Source organism: Bacillus spongiae (assembly GCF_037120725.1).
GTDB lineage: Bacteria > Bacillota > Bacilli > Bacillales > Bacillaceae_K > Bacillus_CI > Bacillus_CI spongiae.
This window is the reverse complement of the sequence record NZ_JBBAXC010000006.1, coordinates 39,697-63,042: the sequence shown is the minus strand read 5'-3', so window position 1 is coordinate 63,042 and position 23,346 is coordinate 39,697. Positions and strand designations below refer to the sequence as shown.

At 36.1% G+C, this 23,346-nt stretch carries 23 protein-coding genes and 1 riboswitch; of the genes, 2 read left to right on the top strand and 21 right to left on the bottom strand.

The annotated features are described in order from the left end of the window. The first annotated feature begins 362 nt into the window (after nucleotides 1–362). Complete coding sequence (locus tag WAK64_RS08805; protein WP_336586593.1) at nucleotides 363–1,286, top strand: right-handed parallel beta-helix repeat-containing protein; 924 nt, start codon at nucleotides 363–365, stop codon at nucleotides 1,284–1,286. Nucleotides 1,287–1,539: 253 nt separating this feature from the next. On the opposite strand, the gene WAK64_RS08800 is transcribed toward WAK64_RS08805, so the two are convergent. The 7 genes from WAK64_RS08800 to WAK64_RS08770 form a co-directional block, all read right to left on the bottom strand. Continuing rightward, complete coding sequence (locus WAK64_RS08800; RefSeq protein WP_336586592.1) at nucleotides 1,540–2,205, bottom strand: hypothetical protein; 666 nt, start codon at nucleotides 2,203–2,205, stop codon at nucleotides 1,540–1,542. 418 nt (nucleotides 2,206–2,623) lie between these two features. Continuing rightward, on the bottom strand, nucleotides 2,624–3,079 hold the full coding sequence (locus WAK64_RS08795) for a DUF2663 family protein (protein ID WP_336586591.1): 456 nt from the start codon (nucleotides 3,077–3,079) through the stop codon (nucleotides 2,624–2,626). Between the two features lie 87 nt (nucleotides 3,080–3,166). Then, a complete protein-coding gene (locus WAK64_RS08790) occupies nucleotides 3,167–4,315 on the bottom strand; it encodes a glycosyltransferase family 4 protein (RefSeq protein WP_336586590.1) in 1,149 nt (382 codons plus the stop codon). A 569-nt stretch (nucleotides 4,316–4,884) separates the two neighbouring features. After that, complete coding sequence (locus tag WAK64_RS08785) at nucleotides 4,885–5,394, bottom strand: hypothetical protein (RefSeq protein ID WP_336586589.1); 510 nt, start codon at nucleotides 5,392–5,394, stop codon at nucleotides 4,885–4,887. 358 nt (nucleotides 5,395–5,752) lie between these two features. Further along, complete coding sequence (locus WAK64_RS08780; protein ID WP_336586588.1) at nucleotides 5,753–6,367, bottom strand: CPBP family intramembrane glutamic endopeptidase; 615 nt, start codon at nucleotides 6,365–6,367, stop codon at nucleotides 5,753–5,755. Between the two features lie 4 nt (nucleotides 6,368–6,371). Beyond that, nucleotides 6,372–7,838 (bottom strand): RecQ family ATP-dependent DNA helicase, encoded by a 1,467-nt coding sequence (locus WAK64_RS08775; protein ID WP_336586587.1) that lies wholly within the window; start codon nucleotides 7,836–7,838, stop codon nucleotides 6,372–6,374. Then, a complete protein-coding gene (locus WAK64_RS08770) occupies nucleotides 7,835–8,887 on the bottom strand; it encodes a YpbB family protein (protein ID WP_336586586.1) in 1,053 nt (350 codons plus the stop codon). Before WAK64_RS08770 ends, WAK64_RS08775 begins: the two co-directional genes overlap by 4 nt. Nucleotides 8,888–9,152: 265 nt before the next feature. Here WAK64_RS08770 and WAK64_RS08765 point away from each other — a divergent pair, with 265 nt between their 5' ends. Continuing rightward, nucleotides 9,153–9,401 (top strand): ferredoxin, encoded by a 249-nt coding sequence (locus tag WAK64_RS08765; RefSeq protein ID WP_336586585.1) that lies wholly within the window; start codon nucleotides 9,153–9,155, stop codon nucleotides 9,399–9,401. A 64-nt stretch (nucleotides 9,402–9,465) separates the two neighbouring features. On the opposite strand, the gene WAK64_RS08760 is transcribed toward WAK64_RS08765, so the two are convergent. From WAK64_RS08760 to WAK64_RS08695, 14 genes are all read right to left on the bottom strand, one after another. After that, nucleotides 9,466–10,047 carry an ECF transporter S component gene (locus tag WAK64_RS08760; RefSeq protein WP_336586584.1) on the bottom strand — a complete coding sequence of 194 codons (582 nt, stop codon included), beginning with the start codon at nucleotides 10,045–10,047 and terminating at the stop codon, nucleotides 9,466–9,468. 155 nt (nucleotides 10,048–10,202) lie between these two features. After that, nucleotides 10,203–10,340: riboswitch (FMN riboswitch) on the bottom strand. A 272-nt stretch (nucleotides 10,341–10,612) separates the two neighbouring features. Next, nucleotides 10,613–11,809, bottom strand: a complete 1,197-nt coding sequence (locus tag WAK64_RS08755; RefSeq protein ID WP_336586583.1) for a hypothetical protein — start codon at nucleotides 11,807–11,809, stop codon at nucleotides 10,613–10,615. Then, complete coding sequence (gene sigX / locus WAK64_RS08750; protein ID WP_336586582.1) at nucleotides 11,775–12,335, bottom strand: RNA polymerase sigma factor SigX; 561 nt, start codon at nucleotides 12,333–12,335, stop codon at nucleotides 11,775–11,777. Before sigX ends, WAK64_RS08755 begins: the two co-directional genes overlap by 35 nt. Before the next feature lie 172 nt (nucleotides 12,336–12,507). Then, nucleotides 12,508–14,292, bottom strand: a complete 1,785-nt coding sequence (locus WAK64_RS08745; RefSeq protein ID WP_336586581.1) for an ATP-binding protein — start codon at nucleotides 14,290–14,292, stop codon at nucleotides 12,508–12,510. Next, nucleotides 14,289–15,011, bottom strand: coding sequence for a response regulator transcription factor (locus WAK64_RS08740; RefSeq protein WP_419465923.1), 723 nt, complete (start codon nucleotides 15,009–15,011; stop codon nucleotides 14,289–14,291). Before WAK64_RS08740 ends, WAK64_RS08745 begins: the two co-directional genes overlap by 4 nt. Before the next feature lie 80 nt (nucleotides 15,012–15,091). Next, the gene (gene ccsB / locus WAK64_RS08735) at nucleotides 15,092–16,279 is read right to left on the bottom strand and encodes a c-type cytochrome biogenesis protein CcsB (protein ID WP_336586579.1); all 1,188 of its coding nucleotides are present in this window, start codon (nucleotides 16,277–16,279) and stop codon (nucleotides 15,092–15,094) included. A 14-nt stretch (nucleotides 16,280–16,293) separates the two neighbouring features. Then, complete coding sequence (gene resB / locus WAK64_RS08730) at nucleotides 16,294–17,895, bottom strand: cytochrome c biogenesis protein ResB (protein WP_336586578.1); 1,602 nt, start codon at nucleotides 17,893–17,895, stop codon at nucleotides 16,294–16,296. A gap of 16 nt (nucleotides 17,896–17,911) precedes the next feature. Continuing rightward, complete coding sequence (gene resA, locus WAK64_RS08725) at nucleotides 17,912–18,442, bottom strand: thiol-disulfide oxidoreductase ResA (protein WP_336586577.1); 531 nt, start codon at nucleotides 18,440–18,442, stop codon at nucleotides 17,912–17,914. Between the two features lie 212 nt (nucleotides 18,443–18,654). Next, complete coding sequence (gene rluB / locus WAK64_RS08720) at nucleotides 18,655–19,380, bottom strand: 23S rRNA pseudouridine(2605) synthase RluB (RefSeq protein ID WP_336586576.1); 726 nt, start codon at nucleotides 19,378–19,380, stop codon at nucleotides 18,655–18,657. 173 nt (nucleotides 19,381–19,553) lie between these two features. Then, on the bottom strand, nucleotides 19,554–20,084 hold the full coding sequence (locus tag WAK64_RS08715) for a spore maturation protein (protein ID WP_336586783.1): 531 nt from the start codon (nucleotides 20,082–20,084) through the stop codon (nucleotides 19,554–19,556). A gap of 6 nt (nucleotides 20,085–20,090) precedes the next feature. Then, nucleotides 20,091–20,681 (bottom strand): nucleoside recognition domain-containing protein, encoded by a 591-nt coding sequence (locus tag WAK64_RS08710; RefSeq protein ID WP_336586575.1) that lies wholly within the window; start codon nucleotides 20,679–20,681, stop codon nucleotides 20,091–20,093. Continuing rightward, entirely contained in the window at nucleotides 20,674–21,807 is a 1,134-nt protein-coding gene (locus WAK64_RS08705) for a D-alanyl-D-alanine carboxypeptidase family protein (protein WP_336586574.1), read from the bottom strand. The genes WAK64_RS08710 and WAK64_RS08705 overlap by 8 nt, the downstream gene beginning before the upstream one ends. Before the next feature lie 114 nt (nucleotides 21,808–21,921). Continuing rightward, nucleotides 21,922–22,800 (bottom strand): superoxide dismutase, encoded by an 879-nt coding sequence (locus tag WAK64_RS08700; RefSeq protein ID WP_336586573.1) that lies wholly within the window; start codon nucleotides 22,798–22,800, stop codon nucleotides 21,922–21,924. Between the two features lie 52 nt (nucleotides 22,801–22,852). After that, the gene (locus WAK64_RS08695) at nucleotides 22,853–23,344 is read right to left on the bottom strand and encodes a YpuI family protein (protein ID WP_336586572.1); all 492 of its coding nucleotides are present in this window, start codon (nucleotides 23,342–23,344) and stop codon (nucleotides 22,853–22,855) included. Between the last annotated feature and the right edge of the window lie 2 nt (nucleotides 23,345–23,346).

The following is a 23,346-nucleotide window of genomic DNA, read 5'->3' as shown; positions in this document are numbered from 1 at the left end:
AGCTTAATAAAATTCATAAAATAATCTCCTCATAGTTAATTAAAAATCACTATGGTGGAGGTTTTTTACTTCCTATAAAGAACCATTTTCTATTATACGTGTCAACAAAACTATTATCGTGTCTAATTAAGTAATTCAATCTTTCCTCACATGTGCCTTGACTTGTATCAATCATCAATGCTTCCTCTTGTTCTTTTGTAATCTTGATTTTCTCAATTCTCATCTTGATAACAGTTAATAGAGTTGGTTGTGACAACACATTGTTCGAAAATATTAGCCCTATCTAGATGTTCATACAAGCATACCTTGTCCTCTTTGCATATAATCTAGTAAGTCCAAATAAGAAGGGAGGTAAATGATATATGGTATTAAGAATTGTACCAACAGATCAGCCAACGGTTCAGGATGCGATTAACGCTTCAGTCCCTGGTGATAGTATTAAAATTCTAGCAGGGAAGTTCGATGGGTTTGAGGTAGACGTAGAGAATTTAAAAATCTTCGGTTGTGGGATTGGTAGAACAATTATTGAAGGAGCACCTTCACAGTTAGGTAATAACGGTGTAGATGTAAATGGAGATAGGACAACACTACAAGGGTTTACGGTTCAAGGAATGCCAAATAATGGAGTGTTTATTCGCTCGGATAATAGCGTTTTAAAAAACATTGAGTGTACCCTAAATGGTGAGGAAGGTTACCAGTTGAATATGACAGCAGATGAGAATTTATTAATCAATTGCCTAGCCTCAGTTAATAATCAGGATGGATTTATACTATTTGGAAGTAATAATTGTATTATTTCATGTGAGAGTATTAATAATAGAGGTAGTGGATTCGATGATTCAGGAAACAGTAATAAGTTTATCAAAAATACTAGTAAAAACAATGGTAATACTGGATTAAATAGTGCAATGCTTTTCCAGACGGCAATTAGAAACATCTGTTCCAATAATGTGAGGGGAATACGGATTCCTATGGACAATAACAACATAATAGAGAATACAGTATGTAACAACAGTTTAGAAGGAATTTTGCTTCTCTCAGGTGGCGGTGTAGGGGCTAGTGGTAATAGTATCGATTCTAACATTGTTCGTAACAATGGAACGAATAATAACCATGCAGGAATTCTACTTCAAGAGGATACAATAGACAACACCATTCGATTCAACAAAGCGAGAAATAACGTCGAATTTGACATTGAAGCTGAACCGCCTGCTGACATTAACAATACTTTCGACGGTAACCAATGTGAAAATAGTAGTCCACCTGTCGGTATCTGTGATTCTTAACTCTTTCGTGAAAGACCTTCCTGTATTCACAAGAAAGGTCTTTGTATTTCCAATTAACCACCATGATACTTGTGAAAATTTGTGTGTGAATTTTTCTAACCAGACGGAGAGAGTAAACACCCCCGTCCCCCGTGGGGTGGGGTCTTGTTGTTAAGCCATGTCTCGCACTTACCACAAACATATCACAATTTAATTCTGTTACATTTAAGGCAAACAACAAGTAGTCCCCTCCAAAGAATAGCTTATAATCCCCCTAATTACTTTTATTATTATTTTTCACAAAAAACAACAATACTCCAAGTACTACAAATAAAACAATAGGATTAATCAGGCTCACAAGCCCTGCAATAAATTCTTCGTTATCAACAAGGATAATAGATATAATCCCTAGTGCCACTCCAGCTATTGCTAATACGCCTGCAAAACAACACAAATCTTGACGTTTCTTTAGTGAGATTACAGTGACTAATAATGCAACAGTTAAAACTACAAAGAAAAGGATAATTAGTAAAAAGAAGAAGACCTCCCCAATATCCCCGACTATTCGATCAAGAACCGAAAAGATTAAACCAATCCCAAACCCTATACCTGTGAAAGCAATTCCTCCACCTAAGCAACAAAACTCCTTTTTCTTAATTGTAGATAACAATGTAAAAACGGACACAAAAGCTGTCATCACAAACAAAATAAGTATTGATATGAGAGTAAATATTTCTTCAAACTCTCCACTAGTTACCTCGATAACAGTCCATATAAGAAATCCTAATGCTGAAGATAGGAGGCCAAATGCAAACCCTCCACCTAAACAACAAATACGATTATCCTTTACAAAGGATAAGACCATAGTAATTGAAGCAATTATTACTCCAATTGCTAAAACAATAAGCAGGGCTGTAAGTTGCATTTCTTCAGAAACCACATTCTCACCTCATTTTTATAATAAGTAACACTCTATACTTTATGAGGAGTGAAAATGTTATGTTCTTCAGTGATGACTACATATATACAACGTGCTCAACTCAAAGAAAATAAAAAATCACCCTAAATGATAAATAGGGTTAGTTAATTACATTGACCATCTGGGTCACTTGTATCACATTCATTCTTTTTGAAATTGTTAGGAGGAACTAAACCATTTTGATTGTTTATATCGAAAGAAACAACTCCGTCTCCATTCCCAAACTCATCATTCTCGTTAGAAGTTAGACTAAATAATATTTGGTAAATGTACAAAATCCACCACAACTTTGTGTAATTAATAAGGAAAACCTCTTTCTTGTATTAGTTGTGGTGATTTCTTTCTTCCAAGAAAAGGCCTGCTTTATTGTTACTATCATTCATTTACTTTGATGATAAAGGTTAATATCATATTCCTCTTTCATTAATTCAAAAATTTGATGGCGTTGCTTCCATGCTTCTTCCTTCCATAAGTCCTTACTTCGATCGATAATTTCACAACGAAGATCATGATATTCTTTCTCCTTCTTCTCTTTTTTATCGAAAAGTATTTTCGCTGAAACAAATAAAAATATGGCTATAGAGAACAAGAAGACATACAATGTATTTGTAAAAAAAGAAAAAAATATATTGTAAAATGAAGAATCGTTTGGTCCTACAATGGTTCGATAACTAAAATAACTCAATGAGAAGCCATAAAAAATGCTCAACCATAATATTATGAGATGTTGTTGTTTAACCTTTTCATATTTATTTTTTCGTGTAACAACATTTTGAAGCATTTTTTTTGTAGCCTCATCTGTGTGTGGTCCCAGTTTGACAATTGATGACTCCACGATATCCACCCCCTATGATTCACTATATGAGTGAATAGATCAAGCTATACACAAGCGATAAAAAAAGTAAGCCCCTTAAATAATGGCTTACGCATGATGATAAATTGGCTCCCGTGATGTAATCACTTCCTGATATTCTTCAAATAGCTTTTGAAAAATTCGATCCCACGATTGATTGAAAGCATACTCTCTTGCGGAAATAGACATTTTCCTTCGCAAAAGTGGATCCGTCATTAACTGTTCTATTCTACCAGAAAAATCCTCTACTCCTCCTGGCTTACAAAGGAACCCTGTTTGTTCATGCTGGACAATATTCTTTACACCTCCAGAATCCGCCACTATAGCAGGAACTCCTGACGCTAATGCTTCCAACACAACATTTCCAAACGTTTCTGTAGGAGACGGAAAGAAGAAGATATCAGATGATGCATAGGCCCCTGCTAAATCTTCACCGCGTAAATATCCAGTAAATGTAACATTCTCTGTTTTTAATTGCTCTTTTATTTCTTGAGAAGAAGGCCCTTCTCCAACAATCAGCCAATGAAGATTATCTTTTACAGATGCAGACAATAATCTAATACTTTTAACAAATGTATCGAGGTCTTTTTCAGGAGCGAGTCTCCCAACATATATTCCTAAATTTTTTTCTTTAATGTTATAGCGCTTCTTTAGTTGTTGTTTTTGAGAAAATTCAGGGCTAAACCGCTCACAATCAACTCCTCTCCCCCAAATGGCTAAACGATTAAATCCATGTTGTTGCAAATGGTCCATCGTTTGAGGTGAAGGGACAAAGATTTTTTCAAATGTCGTGTGAAACCATTTCATATATCTCCACAATACCGCCGAAAATATAGATAACTTGTAATAATCTAAATACACATCAAAATTTGTATGGTAAGAGGCAACTGCTGGTATTTTTAATTTTTTTGACGCTCTCATTCCATATAAACCCATTGTCAATGGTGTTGTCACATGAATTAAATCTGGCTGAAATGCTAATAGCCTCTTTTCAATCGTTTTTGGTTTTGCAATCGCTGTACGACATTCTGGATAAAAGATAAATGGGAAACTTGAAAACTGGTGAACATAAGGATAGTCTGGGCTATTCTCAATTTCAGGCGCAAATACTTCATAGCGAATTTTCTCTTTTTGCATATACGAGGTTAGTCTTGTTAAGGTTTTTGCTACTCCATTTACTTGAGGTTCAAATGTGTCTGTAAAAATCGCCACTTTCATTCTAATCCCTCCTACTTAACTAGTACATCCTAACTCCTTACCCAATTGCTTTGCCCTGTCTCTTTATTCTGTTCGTTCCTATGCATAGTTTAACTTTATGAGGACATTTCAAACTGCCCACATACATTCTCCTTTTAAGCAAATTGCTTATATTTTCACCTAGCTCTCTTTCAAAGTGGCAGGTATTCCTTTCATATATATTTACTTACTTCCAATTGTAAAACGTAAATGTAAGGAACAATCCAAAAAAATGTAAAAAACATGTAACGTTCCTCTCTTTTATCATTACTAACAGCCTCATTGGTCTACCAATTTCATAATGAAACGTCATCAAATGCTGAGTAGTACTTTGACAAAGGTTAGTTTCTAAAAGATTATTGCTATTGAATAAAAAAAACGGCGTATCCTATGTTTAATTTAGGAATACGCCGATTTCAATTATGTTATTGGTTATTTTGCTGAGGAGTTTTTTCAATTAAAGCCTTGATTATTGAAGGTTACCCTTTTACAAGCTTGAATCCCTATGGTTATATTTAAGAAGCAATAGTTGCTTCCATTTTAGAGATCTTTTATTTATAAATGAAGTTATCTCCCATATACTTTTTGCTACTAATTACATTTTCAACTATCTTTAATGCTTCATAAGGCTCGTTTACCGAATTAACTTGTCTCCTCTCATTGTCATAACCCTTTCCAAAGTTCTTTATGTCTTCAATAGTTTCTTTCGCGACTTCAGCATCCACATCATAAATCCCATTGCCTAGACCTACTTCCATTCCGCCGTTCCAGGATGCTAAATTTTGTGGCATTTCCGTTATATGTGCATTAATCCAACCTCTATTTTCTGCAAAGTTTCTTTGTGCAGCTATCAGAACATTTTTATAATCTGGGTGGTTTTTATCGAGGTTGTTTAAGTTATGTGCTGTTTCATTAATATTTAGTATAACTTGATTTACCGCATAACCTAATTCATCCTTTTCTTTTTTCGATTCGCTAAAGTAAAGAAAAATGAGAATTGCATTCATAGCTAGAGATAAGAAAAAGAAAGGTACGATATATTTTTTTAGTGTTTTTTTCATTTATTTCCACTCCTTTAAGGGCTTACTCAAGACTTTCTCCTACATGCTTTATGTAGAATAACTATAGGAACTTTTTATACTGTTATACTACCCGTTAGTTTAATTAGAAAATTATGTATAAATATACTTTAGCATAATTTGTCAAGGAAGATAAGTATTTGTTCGTGCGCCAACGGAACAGCCCAGTTACTTCCTAGCAAAGCCCTAATCCCTTCCTATCTATCTCTTCAAGATTGCGACAGTTGTTTTCGAATTGGTCGTGATAAATTTTTTTAACCTTTTCTTTTTGACGCTCGTTAATGGTTTCGTGCACAATCCCTTTAAAATACATTACGTTGTAAAAATGAATACTTGATTCTCATCCATGATCTACGTTTCTTTCTACAGTTTTTCCGTGCATAGAAGTCATTCGAATATGTAGCCCTAATAAAAAATCGATTATAAAATGGATGATTATCGTGACAAGCAAGCTACCTGTCCACTCAAAAATCCAACCGATCGTTAAACTTAAAAGTGTGACATTCATAATTAAAAACCAACTTGTCCAATAACGAATATGAACAACAGCAAATATCAAACTTGCCCATAACCATCCTATATTCGTTTGAATAATCCCTCTGAATAATATTTCTTCACAAAGAGCAATCAACAATGCTAAGAAAGTAATATTTAAGAAACTTCGTTTTGAAAAGATCCTCTCATTAATTCCTCCATCATCATAATAATGCGCCGGAAGAACTTTCATCAATATAAGATCGATTCCAACAACAACTAGACCGATTGTAACGGCTATAATGAAGAGTTTTACATCGATAACAAACAACCCTAAATAGTGTTCCCACTCTGTTTGAAAAACCCAAAATAATATTATAGATAAACCGATCATCAACCCTTGTGTAAAAAGGAGATGGAAAGTAAGTTCTCTATCTGAAAGCTGCTTGATCAATTCTGCTTGACGATTCCTCTTTTTCATATTCTCAACTCAATTTTAGTAAATTTTGTAACAATACGTCCCATTGAGGAACATTTTCATTTTTAAGAGTATCTTTCATTTGGGTATACAAACTCATGTCTACTCGACAAACATCACAACACGAGCTAATTTTCTTATGATATTTCTCATTAAAATAGGTAAGAATCGCTTCTCTGCGGCACGTTTGTAGGTTGATCCAATTAACCATGTTATCTACATGCTCAAACTTTTGCGATTGCCTTTTCTTCATGAATTGTTCAATGTTTGTAGAAAACGTCCTTAAATCCGATTCAGGCTGTTTCAAAAAAGCTTGTTGGTAGTAATGTAACAAACGTTGATGAACATCGTTTAAACCTAGAAAATGAGCTTTTTCCTCTTCATTATAAACACTTGGTTCCAAATAGGTATATATTTGTTCTTTTGTCATGCTTTCATTTTCAATCATTCGCTGTGGCAATTGTTCATCACCGGGCGCATATAGAAGAACAGCTATGCTTGCTAATCCATCTCTTCCTGCTCTACCTACTTCCTGGAGATACGTTTCCATCGACGACGGAAAATGAAAATGAACAACAAACCGCACATTTTCTTTGTTTATTCCCATACCGAATGCACTTGTCGCGCAAATAACATTCAATTGATTATATAAAAACTGTTGTTGGATTAATATCCTTTGTTCTTGATCTAGCCCAGCATGATAAGCAGCACATTTAATACCTTTTTTTTGTGCTAACAGACTTGCCATTTCATCTGCCACTTTCTTACTTGAAAAATAAATGATTCCCGGCTTTTGCCATTCAGAGATGATCGCAATTAGTCGATCAACTTTCTCATCATATTGAGTAAATTTCTCGACAGAAATCGCAATATTACTTCGATCCACCGAACCTATCCACTGTGATGCTCTTTCGATCCTAAGAGTAGATAAGATCTCCTGTCTTACCTTTTGTGTTGCAGTAGCAGTTAAAGCAAGTGTAATGGAAATGTTCAATCTTTCTTTAACGTCTCCAAGCTTTAAATAATCCGGTCGAAAATCTGGTCCCCATTGGGATATACAATGGGCTTCATCCACAACAAATAATGAAATTTTCATCCTGGATAATCGAAATAAAACCTCTTCATTGGCCAACATTTCAGGTGAAATATATATAAATTTATACGTCGACAGCTTACGAAAAACCCTTCTTTTCTCTTCAAATGTTAAGAAGGAATTTAGTGCTACTACTGCCTTCTCCCCGTTGGCCTTCATTTGCTCAACTTGATCCTGCATTAAGGATAATAGCGGTGAAACAATGAGCACTGATCCTTGTAAGAGATATCCTGAAAGCTGATAGCAAAGAGATTTTCCTGTTCCTGTTGGGAGGAGTGCTAAAGTATTTTTCCCTTGAAGAACGGACTCGATAACCTCTTTTTGTCCCTCACGAAAGGAAGAATAACCAAATCTTCTTTCAAGTTCTAGTACCAAATTCATCTCTCTACTCCTTTAGCCAAAGCAAGTCTAATTTGAAAATAAGATAGATGAGGAAATTGTTCTTTTAATGGCTTTAATCTCTTTTGTGATAATTGCTTCGACTTTTTCACTACACTAAATGCTTCTTCTTTAGAAATGAAAGGGTCGATACTAAACTTATTATCATTTAGTGTAATTTCGATAATATGATCTTCAATTGTAGCCAATTTTAAGCCCCTGTTTAAGGATATTTCTTCTTTTGTTAACCCGTTTTTCAGCCCTTGATACGTTTTACGTGTTGATTCGGTTAAAGAAATTGGCGCTAAAAGGTCAGCCATTATACTATAAAGGATAGGGTACGATTGTTCATGGTCCATTATAGATTGTAGGAGGTAATGCATCCCATTCTGAAATAAATATCTATATTCAAATTCCTCTACCCGAAAGGCTTCTACACATTGAGGAATGGTTAATCCAATATATTGAACACCACTAAATCGTGTTACGATGAAATTTGGGTCAATCGGAAACTGAGTGTTAGCTAAAATTTTTTGTAGCTCACCGTATAAATAACTAGATAAACGGTCTATTGGTAAGGGGTTCTTATGGAGATACTGTTTAATCCAATGTTGAATTTCATTGTCTCGCTGTATCGGAAAATATTGCTTATTTTCATGTAAATGGTGCGACACCACCTGAATAAAAAGTGTAAGGCGCTTCCAAAATATATCGCTAATTTTTTGAAGCTCCCAACCTTTTATATGTAATGGAAAGTCGTGCAACTCCCAATAAGTGTTCAAAGCACCTTTTCCATCGTTTGTTATTTTATATATACCATCTGTTTGGTTATCAACCCATCCTTGGTTTTTCATTACTGTTATGCGATTTTCAAACTGTTCCCGTGTTAAGTAGGAAGCCGTTTCAAATAAAAAAGAAAGATGATAAAGGTGAGCATCCTGAATCGTTTGGGAGGAACGTTTTCCGTTTAATAAATGAAAAACACTATTTCCTGTTCGTTCTCCATTTATTTGCTTTAGACAATGTAGAATAATGGCGTCTAAATATGTCAAATCTACTCCTCCCTCTGTCATGTTCTGTATATATTTTACCATGAAGTACCCATCTATCGGTTGTTTTCTTTTCGAATAAATAGGGGAATCTTATTTATAAGCAATGAAAAATCGCTTACGTTCTTTTTATATATTCAGTATCTTTTTATTGAAAATTTGATCAATCACCTTTAGAATAATTATTAAGACAAAGTTTATACATTTTTTCACATAGAGAAAAAAGTATATTTGTTAATAAATTACATTTCACTTAGGAGGGTTTCGTGTGGCAAAATACACAATAGTGGATAAAGATACATGCATTGCATGTGGAGCTTGTGGTGCAGCTGCTCCAGACATTTATGATTATGATGATGAAGGTATAGCCTTTGTTACGTTGGATGACAACACTGGAACAGTTGAAGTACCAGAGGAACTAGAAGAAGATATGGTCGATGCGTTTGAAGGCTGCCCAACTGACTCAATTAAAATTGCTGAGGAGTCATTTGACGGAGACGCATTAAAATTTGAATAGTCATTCGTATTCATTACGAATTTTCATAAAAAAAACGAGTGCTGAAATTTCAGCACTCGTTTTTTTATACTCCTCTATATTGAGTCTGTTTGTCAATCCAAGAACGTAAACGGACAAACATTAACATAAATACGATACTAATGAGAAACCCTTTAATGACATTAAAAGGTAAAATCCCTTTCACGATAAGTTCGCGTGTTGCTTCAGAGCTCATTGCTTCTAGGTTTAAGAAAAATGAGTATGCCGGTAAAAAAACAAAATAATTTAGCACGCTCATCATGATAGCCATAAAGACCGACCCGACAACGAGACCTAACGTCATTCCTTTTTTCGTTTTAAATTTATTGTAGATATAGTATACAGGTAAAATAAATAATATTCCTGCCATAAAATTCGCAATATGTCCAACCGGTACTCCCGTTTCAGAACCTGATAAGAAGTAATCCAAGATATTTTTGAATAACTCAACCAGTATTCCTGCTAACGGTCCAAAAATAATCATTGCAATTAAAGCTGGTACATCACTAAAGTCTACCTTCAACATTGTGGGAAACGCTGGAAGCGGAAACTTCAATATCATTAGCACAAAAGCTAATCCGCTTAACATCCCAATACTGACATACGTTCTTACATTAAATTTTTTCATGTTGTCCTCTCTCCTCTTGACGATTCATCTAACGTCAGAAGAAAGGTAGTGCCAATTGGATGACATAATTAAACCCTCAAGTATGTTTACTTGAGGGAGAAAACAGGCACATCCAAATAAACGTCCTGACAAATGTCATTTGAACGCTGACATACCTTCATCTTCTCCCATCCAGACTTTACTGTCGGCTTTGGATTTTCACCAAATCAGCCTACCGAAAGATAGGCTCACGGGCTTAGAGAACAATTCTCCTTACCGCCGGTCGGGAATTTCACCCTGCCCCGAAGACGAATCTATATTTTTTTACATTACCGATTATACAGGATAAATTAGTTCTTGTGAAGAAAAAAGTTTTGAATTCGAGAGAATTCATTCTACCTTCATTGCAAGTCCCATTCAATCTGTATAGACGTACTAGTGAATGGGACATTATCAAGAGTATAAAGCTTACCCAACTATTTTTGTCAATAGCTTTCGTACGCCATAGTGATTAATGAGCAAGTACATGATAGACGACCTTCATGTTCGCCTAGCCTATAACGATGTACACGATAAATAATTATCATCATGATGGAGAAAAGACAAATTTATTAGCGCTATAAGGTACCTCTACCGGGTTCGAAAAATCCCATCCATTCCAGTTAGTAAAGTTCAAATTATCAAACTGAACCTGTTGATAGCCAAAGCTTTTCGCTGTCAATAAAATGCCTTCAATCAAATGTTGTAATGCCCTCTCCTCTATCTCATCTAGAGATATCGATGGTTGAAACCCAACTTCTAGTATCCCTTTTTCATTCTTCACTAAAATCGCTTGTTCTTCTGGAATGATCGGATTAATAGAACTATTTTGTTTTTCTGCCATTGCCAAAAACGCATCTGATATATTCTCAAAAGAAGAAGAGGAAGGAACATATAATTGCTTTCCGGTATTCTTCACCTCGTATAAAAAATATCCTCTCTTCGTTTGTTCTGTTATTTCAAAAGAATTTATCGTTCCGTAGTTCGGGAGCTGAGGAACCGTTCCGTCGCTGACCTTAAATTCAATTTCTTTCACTCTTCCACTAAATGTATATTCTAGACTGCGAAAGAAATTGGTTTCTGAATCTGAACTTCTCCCTATCTTTTCAACTACTTCTTTAGAAGGAAACGTGTAGAGAAGCTTTTGCTGCTTATCATCATATGAAAGCTTTGCATTTATGGGAAATTGATCTTGAAATCCCCATTCATGTTCAGGAATCATTTTTTCTAGTTTTAAGTAATTTTCAAACCAATTGTTCTCCTCATCTTTTTCAGAAAGAATCGTAATTGGGACAACAATACCATGATCTGTTTCTACGCCAAACGATTGGGCTGTATGAGATTGAACATCCTTTTCATATACAGCATTTTTAACAGAAGACTTTTTGGGCTCCATTATGCCTTCCTCGTTATTCATTGCGCTATGATTAGCCCCCATCTCAGTCTTAGGTTCCGTTACAACATTATCCTCCGCTATTGATTTATCTAACGTAAACTCACGATTCACGTCGTCTTTATTATGAACAGGGTTATATAATAAACGAGTAGATACGACCGATAGTAGTATGACTGCAGCTACAATAGCCAAGGAAGGAACTACTTTCCCCTTTATTCCACGTCCCTTCTTCGTTATCTCCTTTTGAACGGATAAGTATATGTCTTCCTTTGAGCGCGCATCTTTCACTTTTGGCATTTCACGAAGTAACTCTTTAACTTTGTGTTCTTCGAAAGGTTGTTTGCTCATGGTATATTCCCTCCTCCTGCACACGTTCATTCATCGATTTTTGTAATACCTTTAATGCTCTATGTTGAGTTGTTTTCACTTTACTTTCCGTCCAATCCAATGCTTCAGCTGTTTCTGAAATGGATAGTTCCTGCAAATATCGCATAATAACAACCATTCGTTGATCAACCGTACATTGATTTAAACATTCGTACATCAATTGTATCTCTTCATTTTGTTGAACAATTTCTTCAGGCATACGCTGAGTATCTTTAAGTTGCGAACGACCCCAATCGAATTTCTCAGCTATTTTATTTCTCCAGCCCTTTTGTTTACGAAAATAATCGATGGCAACATTTTTTGTAATTGAAAAAAGCCATGTTTTCTCTGAAGATTTCCCTTGAAATTGCTGATGTGATTTAAGCACTCGAATGTAGACTTCTTGAGTTAAATCTTCCGCTAAATCTCTATCTTTTGTTAAATATATTAGAAATTGAAACACATCCTGATGATAGTGATCATACAGGTAATGGAAGTCGGAATTCATCCCTTTCCCCCCTCATCTCATTAGTCGTAAATCAGCAATTTACGTTACATTAAATCTATCATAGTATGACTGTACGAAAAAAGGAAGGAGCACATTTCTCCTTCCCTCTTCGATCATTATAATCATACATGGTATTCCGACAAATCTAACAAAAACCAATATCTATTCGACCTTAATTAAGTAAATTCTCACTTGGTAAAAAGAAGGAAAATATCGTACCTTGTCCAAATTTACTTTCCACATTTATTTTACCGTCGTGTGCTTCGATGATGTTTCTGGCAATCGCAAGGCCAAGTCCAGTTCCAGAACGCCCTCTAGTCCTTGCTTTATCTGCCTTGTAGAAACGTTCAAAAATAAACGGTAGGTCTTCTTCAGGAATCCCAGTTCCAGAGTCTTGAATGGAAAAGTGAATGCCATTATCAACCTCATTAGCTATTACCTTAACATACCCTCCTTCAGGTGTATGCCTAATTGCATTATCAATAAGATTTGTAAATACTTGTTCAATTTTATCAGGATCAATTTTTAGAGAAGAGGTTTGGTTGAGCTTATTCAAAGCAATCGAGATTTCAACCCCTTTTTCTTTCGCAATCCCATTAAATTTATGAGAAACCCTTTCCACAAACGAACTCACGTTAACGACATCCTTGTGTAGCGTTACATGTCCCGCTTCCATTCTTGCGAGGTCAAGCAGATCATTTACTAATCGACCCATTCGCAGAGACTCATCATAAATAATTTTGGCAATTTCCTTTTTCTCCTCTGCTGATTCTGCAATATCATCTACGATCGCCTCGGAGTATCCTTGAAGCATTGCAATCGGCGTGCGAAGCTCATGAGAGACGTTCGCAATAAAATCTTTTCGCATCTTATCTAACTTTCTTTCTTCACTCATATCTCTTACTACTGCCACCGCTCCTCGAACGGATTGATGATTATAGAGAGGGCTAATAATAATGACATAAGATGATCCATCTAGGGATAATTCTTCGGTTTGTTCACTTTCGGATTCAACCACTTTTTCTAATAGATTACTCATTAAAGGTGGAACAGCTAACGCTTCATTTCCACTCTGTTCTTGATACCAATTTTGTAAAAATCGATCAGCAGGAGGATTGGTTATTAATACCGTACCATCTATATTAAACGTAATAACTCCATCTGCCATGGAGCTTAAAATAGAAGAAAGCTGCTCTTTCTCCTGGTTTAATGCATTAATGTGGTATTTTAGTTGTCTCCCCATTTGATTAAATGCTGTTGCTAACTCTCCGATTTCATCATGAGTCAAAATGGGAACCTTTGTATCGAATCGCCCTTTTGTTACTTCCGTTGCCGCTTCACGCATTTTTCTTAAAGGTGCCGTAATTCGTGTTGAAAGAAAGAAGGCAAAAATTGTCGTTAAAATAAAGGCTATTCCCGCTGCCAGGATTAAGATACTTGTAGTATGTTCCGTTGTTTTTTGTACAACAGCTAATGACTGGTAAACAAAGACAGCCCCTTCGTTTCCATCAACATTTAAAGGTACACCAACAGCAATAACATTTTTATATTGACTTGAAACGTCTTGTTCTGAAAAGGACATTTCTTTTACGATACTGTTTCTATTATTAAACACTTTTTGTAGCTCTGGATCATTTAAAATTTGATCCTTTACAAAATATAGCTCCTGACTCATGTCTGAAGGATACTGTATATTATTACCATCAAAAGCAATAATAGTGGCAGCAGGTTCTTCCACAATTTCCTTCACGATTTCTAAACCAAGACTACTATCATCATGCTTCTCAATAATACTCGCTATTTTTTCTGCTGTCCTTGTTAATTCGTTCTCTACTTCATTCACGTGATCATTTTGAAAAAATTCAAGTAGTAATATCGTTAAAATGAATAGAACAAAGGAAACGAGGAGCAGAATCGTCATCCACAGCTTTCCTACAACGCTTCTCCAAAGCCTCATTCATTCGCTACCTCAAATTTATACCCTACTCCCCATACTGTAACAATCATTTTGGCCGCATCTTCAGATACTTTGTTCAATTTCTCGCGTAAACGCTTAACATGAGTATCAACCGTTCTTAAATCACCAAAAAATTCATAATGCCACACCTCTTTTAATAGATGCTCACGATCGAACACCTTATCGGGTGCTTTAGCTAGGAAATATAATAGCTCATATTCCTTCGGTGTTAAATTCACATCTTTATTATCTGCCGTAACACGATGTGCATCATGATCAATAGTTAAATGTGGGTAAACTATTAAATCCTTTGTAACTGTGTCTGTTTTCACGTAAGCAGTAGGGGAAGAACGCCTTAATAATGCCTTCACCCTTAACACAACTTCCCGTGGACTAAATGGTTTCACAATATAGTCATCTGCCCCAACTTCGAAGCCTTGAACACGATTGGCTTCTTCTCCTTTAGCAGTAAGCATAATAATAGGAGTTGCTTTATGCTCTCTAAGTTCTAAACAAACCTCAGTCCCATCTTTACCAGGCATCATCACATCTAACAATATACAATCATATTCTTGCTCCATAGCCATCTTTAAAGCTGTTTCTCCGTTTTCAGCTTCTTCAATAAGGTAATTTTCTCTTTCTAAGTACATTTTCAATAGTCGTCTAATTCTTTCCTCATCATCAACAATTAAGATTTTTACAGAATGGTCCATTTTTATACCCCCTAATATTCACAAGTTCTACCATCTCTATTGTAATAAGAAAAAGCCCCCACATAAAGTGGAGGTTGTCATTTTAATTACGCGTAAGAATGCAACCCAGCAATAACAAGGTTAACGGCGATTAAATTGAACATAATAATCACAAAGCCAATCACAGCAAGCCATGCTGATTTCTCCCCGTGCCAACCTCTTGATAAACGTAAATGTAAAAATGCCGCATAAAAAAGCCACGTAATAAGGGCCCAAACTTCTTTTGGATCCCATCCCCAAAAGCGTGTCCAAGCGATTTGTGCCCAAATCATAGCAAAAATAAGGGCTCCTAATGTAAAGACAGGAAATCCGATCAAAACCGATCGATAACTGACTTCATCCATTAAGTTTGAGTTTACCTTTTTAGTTAGAGGCTGTAATAACTCACCTACTCGTTTTCTAAAAACTAAACGGATAATAAGGTAAAGAATTGTTCCGGATAGAAACGACCAAATGACCGTATTTAATTTCCTAGCTGAAATAAAGTCAGGTGTAAGAACTAATGGGTCCATTCCACCTTCTGTTAACGCTTTTGCTTCATATGGACCAACAAGTGGCGGTAATTGGTACTCTTCAACTGCTGATGCGCCATCTTTTGTCACATATTCAAAGCTTGCTTCATAATTCATTAGTGAAAAGGATGTTGTAATAACTACAAAGCCAATAACTGTTACTAATCCAAACAGTACCACTTCTAACCAAGTAGTTTTTTTACTTTTAACGGTTTGATCTATATTTTTAATTAAATAGATTAAGCCAGTCACAAAGCTAATCGCTAAAATCGCTTCTCCAGCAGCAGCTGTTGTTACATGAATGTACAGCCAATGAGTGTTAAGCGCTGGAATTAATGGGCTAATTTCCCTTGGAAACATACTAGCGTAAGCAATAATTAGTACAGCGATAGGAAGCGCAAACAAACCAATAACAGGTGTGCGATACATGAAATAAATAATAATAAATGCTCCAACTAGCATCATGCCAAAGAAAGTAGTGAATTCAAATAAATTACTAACAGGTGCATGTCCAGCAGCAATCCATCTTAAAATAAAATATCCTAGCTGTGAAATGAAACCAATACTCGTGAGAATTATTCCTATTTCCCCCCAACGATCCCCTTTTGTCATCTTACTTTCACTTTCTTTAGACCGAATGGCTCCTCCAAAAAAAACAGTAGCAATCAAGTATAAGACGAATGAAACATATAATAAATTACTACTCCAAAGTACAAAATCCATTCCGCCACACCTCCTTATTTTTTATCTTGTTGATCTATAGGCATACCGATATCCGTATCTTTTAAAACATATTGTAAATCCTTTTTAATGCTATGCCAATTCTTATTTGTATGACCTGATATTAGAAGTTTTCCTTCTTTACGCTGGAACCAAATACGTCGGTGATTCCAATAAGACCCTTGGACGACACCAATCATAAATATGAGTCCCCCTAACCCTAATACCCAAAGCGTTAAATCTTTTCTAACTGTTAAAACGGATATATTTTGTGTCTCTATCCCAGCAAATGACATCTTATAGTCATTTCCAACATCGACATTTTGCATTATACCTACAAAGCTCACTTCACCATCTGGATGTTCCGGCGTAAACATTTTAAATAGGAAGGCTGGATTATTCGGAAGAGAAGAAGCTGTTTCTGGCTCCCCTTGATCGTTTAACCCTGTAAAATCCGGATAATATCCCATCAGTTCAATTCTCATTGTATCATTCAAAATGTATTCTTCTTCTGGTTGAAACAAGTCAATCGTTATGGTTCCGAAGCTCTCTTCCGTATCTTGCTTTGTTAAGGCGAAGCTCATCGTCTTATACTCATTTAATTTATAAGACGTTTGGTAAAGAGCAAAACCATCAAATTTCAACGGCTCATTTACACGAATTTCACTTTCCTTCACTTCGGTTAATTCAGCTTTTTCTCCAGGTAGCAAATCTTCTGGTTGCTGATATAAGATAGCGTTCGTTTGAAAGTTTTTTGCAATCGTTCCAACTCGATCAATTGCCTCTTCAAACACTTCATCATCCGTTTCTTTATCATATGTTTCAAAAATGAACTGTTTATTTTCCAAGTAATATTGCTTATCTGTTCCTGGAATAGGGAGCGTTTCACCTTCACGAATCCACAATGTTTCATCTATATACATACCTGGGACAAGCCTTAACATGCCGCCAAATAAGAAGACAATTAAACCTAAATGGTTCACATACGGACCCCAGCGGGAAAATCGTCCCCTTTCAGCTAATAGATTTCCATTTTCTTCACGGATCTTATAGCCTTTTTCTTTTAATCTTTCTTCAATAATTGGAAAATCCTTTTCAGAAATAGCTTCTGATTCTGAATACAAGCGTTGCCTTTTCATAAAGCTTTCGTGCCTCGTAACACGCTGATTTTTTAGCGATTTATATAATGGAAAAAGTCGATCAATACTGGCAATAACGAGAGATACTGCTAGAGATGCGACAAGTAATATATACCACCAAGAGCTATACAAATTATGAAAACCTAATCGGTAGTATAGTAAGCCAACCCAGCCATACTCTTCTTCATAAAATTGTTCTGGCGTTCTTGACGGAATATACATTTCCTGAGGCAATATCGTTCCAAAAGCGGAAGCAATTAACGTCAATATAATGATCCAAACTCCTACTTTTACAGAAGAAAAGAAATTCCATATTTTATCTATAACGGTTTTATTGTATGTTTGAGAGCGGCGAGCACTCCCTTCATATCTCATGTCATGTATTTTTTCTTTTTGTGCCTCTTCTGTTAATGCCCTACCACATGATTGACAAAGGACTGTACCAGGGGGATTAACATGGCCACATTCACATTTCATCATAATGAAACTCCCCTATTTATGGCTTTATTTTCTCCATGTGCTCTGAAATTGTTTGTTCAGATAATTCACCCTTCAAAATTCTCTCTATTTCCCCGTCAGGATTTATTAAAAAGGTAACAGGAAGGTCAAACACACCATATGCTTGTTTTACATCTTCTTCTTTATCAATTAAAACTGGAAAATCTAATTTGTACTTATCGACAAATTTCTTCACTTGATAATCGGACTCACCAACATTAACAGCTAATATTTGAACACCTTGGTCCTTATAAACGTTGTATTGGCTATTCATTGCAGGCATTTCCTTTTCGCAAGGTGGGCAATATGTACCCCAAAAATTCAGAAACACACCTTGACCTTGATAATCCGACAACTTATGTGACTCCCCACCTAAATCCGTCAAAACAAAATCTGGAGCAACTTGGCCTGCTTTGATGGCTTCCCTGCTCTCTTTTGTCGTCGCAGCATATAATGTGTATCCTACTGCCAATAACAATATCACTAATATAGCGGAACGCATCAGAAGTCTATTTTTTTTCTTTTGCATCTCGGCGCCTCCCATTCAGAAATACTTTTTAAAGCTCACCTATCCTTTTTGGCATCATTTCATTGTATTATCCCTACAATAATGAAAATTTCCTAACTAGCAAGCGAAAAGGGACAAGAAAATGTCCCTTTTAACATACTTAGACGATTATCATTATAGCATTTTTCACTTTTAGCATAGGGACAATATTTTGAATAGTATGTGACAACTTTCTATTTGCCTGTTTGTGCAAGTGCTCTTAACTGTTTTACCTCATGTGGAGTAAGTTCTCGTACTTCACCAGCATTTAATCCATGTAAAGACAGCGTTCCAAACATTTCTCGTTTTAGTTTGTCGACGGGAAAACCAATAGCTTCAAACATTCTTCTCACTTGACGGTTTCTACCTTCATGAATGGTAATTTGCACAATACTTTTCCCTTTTTTTCGATCACCACTATTAAATTTCACTTTTGCAGGCGCTGTTTTTCCATCTTCTAGCATTACGCCCCTTTCCAACATACGAAGCTGTTCTCTCGTTGGAATTCCTTTTAATTTCGCAACATACGTTTTATCCAATTCATATTTTGGATGAGTTAATAGATTAGAAAACTCTCCATCGTTTGTAAGCAAAAGCAACCCTGACGTATCATAATCAAGTCGACCAACAGGGTAAATCCGTTCTTCAACACCATAAACGAAATCGGTTACTACCTTACGGCCTTTGTCATCCCTTACGGCTGATATTACACCACGAGGTTTGTATAATAAATAATAGACCTTTTGTTCTCTCTCAATCTTAACGTCGTTCACTTCAACAGTATCAGAATCTGTTACTTTTACACCTAATTCTCGAACCGTTTTCCCATTTACTTTTACTTTTCCCTCTATTATAAGCTCTTCAGCCTTTCGTCTAGACGCAACACCTGCATGAGCTATCACTTTTTGAAGTCTTTCCATTTTGTCACTTCCATTTCAAAATCATAGTCTGAATTGAATTATTACATAAGTAAGCAGAAAAGCAAAGGGATTTTCGTTATGAATACACCTTGTGCTTCTTATTCTTTCCATTTATTTATAAATTTAAAAGACTCTAGAAATTCTAGAGTCTTTATAGAATAAACATAATTAAGTTATGAAAACAGAATTGTGACGACAACAATTGCCGCAATAAAGCCAGCAAGGTCAGCGAGAAGACCGACTTTTAATGCATCCCCCATCCTTTTAACCCCAACAGCACCAAAGTAAACAGTTAAGATATAAAAGGTTGTATCCGTACTCCCTTGTATGGTAGAGGCTAATCGACCAAGAAATGAATCTGGCCCATGTGTTGCAATAATATCACCCGTCATACCGAGAGCAGCTGAACCTGATATCGGTCGAATAATGGCCAATGGAACGATATCCGAAGGAATGCCAATCCAACTCAATATCGGTTTTATACTATCAACAAAAAACTCAAGCGCACCCGACGTACGAAAAACCGTAATTGCAACTAGCATGCCTACTAAGTAGGGGACGATTGACACAACTATTTTAATCCCCTCTTTCCCACCCTCTACAAAGCTTTCATATGTAGGGACTTTTTTTAATGTTCCATATAAAAGGATGAAGCCAATAAAAACAGGAATGATCCAAATTGAAATAGTAGAGATCCATTGCACGTTCAATTAACCTCCCTTCCGCTTTCGTTTATAGTAAAAATAACGATCAATTAAAATAGCACTTGTCGTAGAAATAGCGGTAGCGATTATTGACGGCCCTACAATTTCAGTAGGTGAAGCAGATTCATATTTCATTCGTATCCCAATGACCAAAGTCGGTATAAGCGTTAAACTTGACGTACAAATGGCCAAAAAGGTAATCATGGACCGACTTGCCTCATCTTTATTGTGATTTAATTTTTTTAATTCCTTCATTGCTTTGATCCCTAACGGAGTAGCTGCATTCCCTAATCCAAAAAGATTGGCCATCATATTAGATAAGATATACCCCATTGCCGGATGTTCTGGCGGTACATCTGGAAAAAGCCGAATGACAAGTGGTTTAAAGAGCTTTGCCAATTTTTCAAGTAAGCCAGCATCCTGTGCAATCCGCATGATGCCCAGCCAAAAAACAAGAACACTTATTAATCCGATTGAAAGCGTCACGGCTTCATTCGCAGATGTAAAGATCGCTTTGTTCACTTCCTCCATTCTTCCATTGATTATGGCAAAAACAATACCGATGATAAACATCGCTACCCATATAATGTTAACCATTTGGGTTCACACCAATAGCAATCGTAAAAAGATGCTTCCATATTTTCCACCATGGCTCTTTAGGCGAAGTACTTTCATAATAGATCGGTACAGATCTAAATAACTGCTTTCCAACGTAATAGTTAGCTTTTCCAATCACATTAGGTATCCCTGTACTTTCCCACTCTGCTTTTGGTGTCAGAAGCTTATATTCTACGCGTACCTCCTTTTGTTCTTTTTTTGATAACGGAACAAGGACTTCCTCTTTTAAATAAACATGTCCTTTATATATTTCCTCTTTCACAGCTATTTTTTTCCCTTTTTCCGCTAATTCAAAAAGATCGTATTGCTGAAAACCGTATTCATACATTGAAATATGATCATTCCAGTCATCTGGACCATTTAAGGTAACAGAAATAAGGTTTTCATCATTTTTGGACGCCGTTGTAACAAGTGTTCGCTTTGCTCGTTTCGTATAGCCTGTCTTTCCTCCAGTGCAGTATTCATAAAGCTGAGTGAGCAAACGGTTTTTATTATGCCATGTTCTGCTCCACTGGCTTTCAGGATCTGGCGCTTTATGAACCTCAGTTCCCGATATCTTTTGGAAGGCTTTATTGTTCATCGCATACTTCATTAATAAGGCCATATCATATGCGGTCGAATAGTGATCCTCATGATCATCCAGTCCGTGAGGATTAGCAAAATGAGTGTTTGTCATGCCTATTTCTGCTGCTTTTTCATTCATTAAATAAACAAACCCATCCAAACTTCCCCCGACATGCTCTGAAATGGCTACAGCAGAATCATTCCCTGATCGAAGCATCAACCCATACACAAGATGTTCAAGAGAGATTTCTTCCCCTGGTTTCAAATAAATAGAGGAACCTTCTGTTAAAGTTGCTTCCTTACTGATTTTTACGATGTCCTCTAACTTATTCGATTCTATCGCCAAAATGGCGGTCATAATTTTGGTTATACTTGCTATTCTCATTTGTTGATGAGCATTCTTCTCATATAAAACCCGTCCACTTTCTTGTTCCATTAGAATAGCGCCATGAGCGGATACTCCTGGCTGTGCATTAACGGGAAAACTGAGTGTCCCTACCAGAAAGATAGTGAGTAACATCGACCATAATAGACGTCTCATTCAAACTCTCGTCTCCTTTACACCTTTTACAGTTGGCTTTGTACAAGTGTATGCAGGACAAGGTTACTTATGAATAATAAAAAAACTGAATGCCAAATGCATTCAGTTCTCGTGTTAATAAGGTTGCCAAGTCAGTTCCTTCGCCATCTTATATCGTTTCTCAACTTCTTTCCAATTAACAAGATTCCACCAATTCTCTACATAATCTTTGCGTACATTTTTATATTGTAGATAATAAGCATGTTCCCATACATCTAGAACTAATAATGGTATTGTATCCCATTGAGTTAATAGCATATGTCGTTCTGACTGAAGGATTTCTAATCGTCTCGTTCTAGGAGACCAAACTAACAAAGCCCAACCTACACCTTCTACTGCATTGGCAGCAGGCGAAAATTGTTGTTTAAATGCAGCATAGTTTTTAAAAGATTCGTTTATGGCTGATAACAACGGGTCACCAGGAGTTCCGCCACCATACGGACTCATTACTTCCCAAAAAATTGAATGTAAGTAATGGCCTGAACCGTGGAAAGCCAGTTCCCTTTCCCAATGTTTAATTAGAGAAAAATCCCCGACTTTCCTTGATTTCTCTAACTCCTTCTCCGCATTATTCAAGCCGTTAACGTATGAAAGGTGATGTATATCATGATGAAGTCTCATAATTTCTGTTGAAATATATGGCTCAAGCGCACTATACTCATATGGAAGAGGAGGAAGGGTATGACCACCAATGGGGACAATATATGGCTTCCTTTTATTCTCTCCACTATGCTCCCGATTACTTACAAAGCTCATGATTTTTTGATTAATTAAGGTTGCAACTGCTTGAAGATTTGTGATGTCATCTTTATTTGGTGTACGGTGCTCACATTGCTTTAAACTTTTATCTAATATAGCTATGTCAGCATCTAACCAATTTTGTTCATGAGTGACCATCCAATTTTGTAGCTCTACTCTCCAATTCCGAATTTGAACTACGAATTCTTTAAACATTGCACTCCCCCTTTAATATACTCAATAAATTAAGTAATGAGCAGGAATGGATTTAACCTTTTGATTGCATCATTTTAGTGCGATAATCCGTTTCATAGTACTCTAATTCTTCTCGAATATGTTGAAATTTTTCTTCAAGCTGCGCGATGAGCAACTGTATGCTTCTTGGAACCTCTTCCCGGAATGAAATCGCATTTTTTCCTGTGTACGCGGCACGACTATCTTCATACCAAAGGTCATATTTCGGAGCAAAAAACTCATCAATACATTGATGATAAATTTTATAAAGCGTTTTTTCAGCTGCTGCTTTATTAAACGATGTGTTCTGAGCGACAATGACACATGCATCTAACCCTTCCTCACAATACACCAATAGTCTGCGAAGATTAGAAATAATCCCTTTATAATAAGCTTTATCCCCTTCTTTTTCACTTAACAATGAAGAAATGGTAATATCATTTAAATAACATTCCAACGTTTTAACACTACTGTCTAGAAATACTTTCACTTCTTCTACTTGAGTTTTGACCATTAAATTACCCACAA

Bases quoted from the DNA above. Each gene is read 5' to 3' on its own strand.
- rluB (WP_336586576.1), bottom strand. From the start codon at position 19,380: ATGGAAAGACTTCAAAAAGTGATAGCTCATGCAGGTGTTGCGTCTAGA.
- resB (WP_336586578.1), bottom strand. From the start codon at position 17,895: ATGATGAAATGTGAATGTGGCCATGTTAATCCCCCTGGTACAGTCCTT.
- WAK64_RS08790 (WP_336586590.1), bottom strand. From the start codon at position 4,315: ATGAAAGTGGCGATTTTTACAGACACATTTGAACCTCAAGTAAATGGA.
- sigX (WP_336586582.1), bottom strand. From the start codon at position 12,335: ATGAATTCCGACTTCCATTACCTGTATGATCACTATCATCAGGATGTG.
- WAK64_RS08785 (WP_336586589.1), bottom strand. From the start codon at position 5,394: ATGAAAAAAACACTAAAAAAATATATCGTACCTTTCTTTTTCTTATCT.
- WAK64_RS08745 (WP_336586581.1), bottom strand. From the start codon at position 14,292: ATGAGGCTTTGGAGAAGCGTTGTAGGAAAGCTGTGGATGACGATTCTG.
- WAK64_RS08710 (WP_336586575.1), bottom strand. From the start codon at position 20,681: ATGGTTAACATTATATGGGTAGCGATGTTTATCATCGGTATTGTTTTT.
- WAK64_RS08705 (WP_336586574.1), bottom strand. From the start codon at position 21,807: ATGAGACGTCTATTATGGTCGATGTTACTCACTATCTTTCTGGTAGGG.
- WAK64_RS08805 (WP_336586593.1), top strand. From the start codon at position 363: ATGGTATTAAGAATTGTACCAACAGATCAGCCAACGGTTCAGGATGCG.
- WAK64_RS08760 (WP_336586584.1), bottom strand. From the start codon at position 10,047: ATGAAAAAATTTAATGTAAGAACGTATGTCAGTATTGGGATGTTAAGC.
- WAK64_RS08780 (WP_336586588.1), bottom strand. From the start codon at position 6,367: ATGAAAAAGAGGAATCGTCAAGCAGAATTGATCAAGCAGCTTTCAGAT.
- ccsB (WP_336586579.1), bottom strand. From the start codon at position 16,279: ATGGATTTTGTACTTTGGAGTAGTAATTTATTATATGTTTCATTCGTC.
- resA (WP_336586577.1), bottom strand. From the start codon at position 18,442: ATGCAAAAGAAAAAAAATAGACTTCTGATGCGTTCCGCTATATTAGTG.
- WAK64_RS08755 (WP_336586583.1), bottom strand. From the start codon at position 11,809: ATGAGCAAACAACCTTTCGAAGAACACAAAGTTAAAGAGTTACTTCGT.
- WAK64_RS08775 (WP_336586587.1), bottom strand. From the start codon at position 7,838: ATGAATTTGGTACTAGAACTTGAAAGAAGATTTGGTTATTCTTCCTTT.
- WAK64_RS08700 (WP_336586573.1), bottom strand. From the start codon at position 22,800: ATGTTTAAAGAATTCGTAGTTCAAATTCGGAATTGGAGAGTAGAGCTA.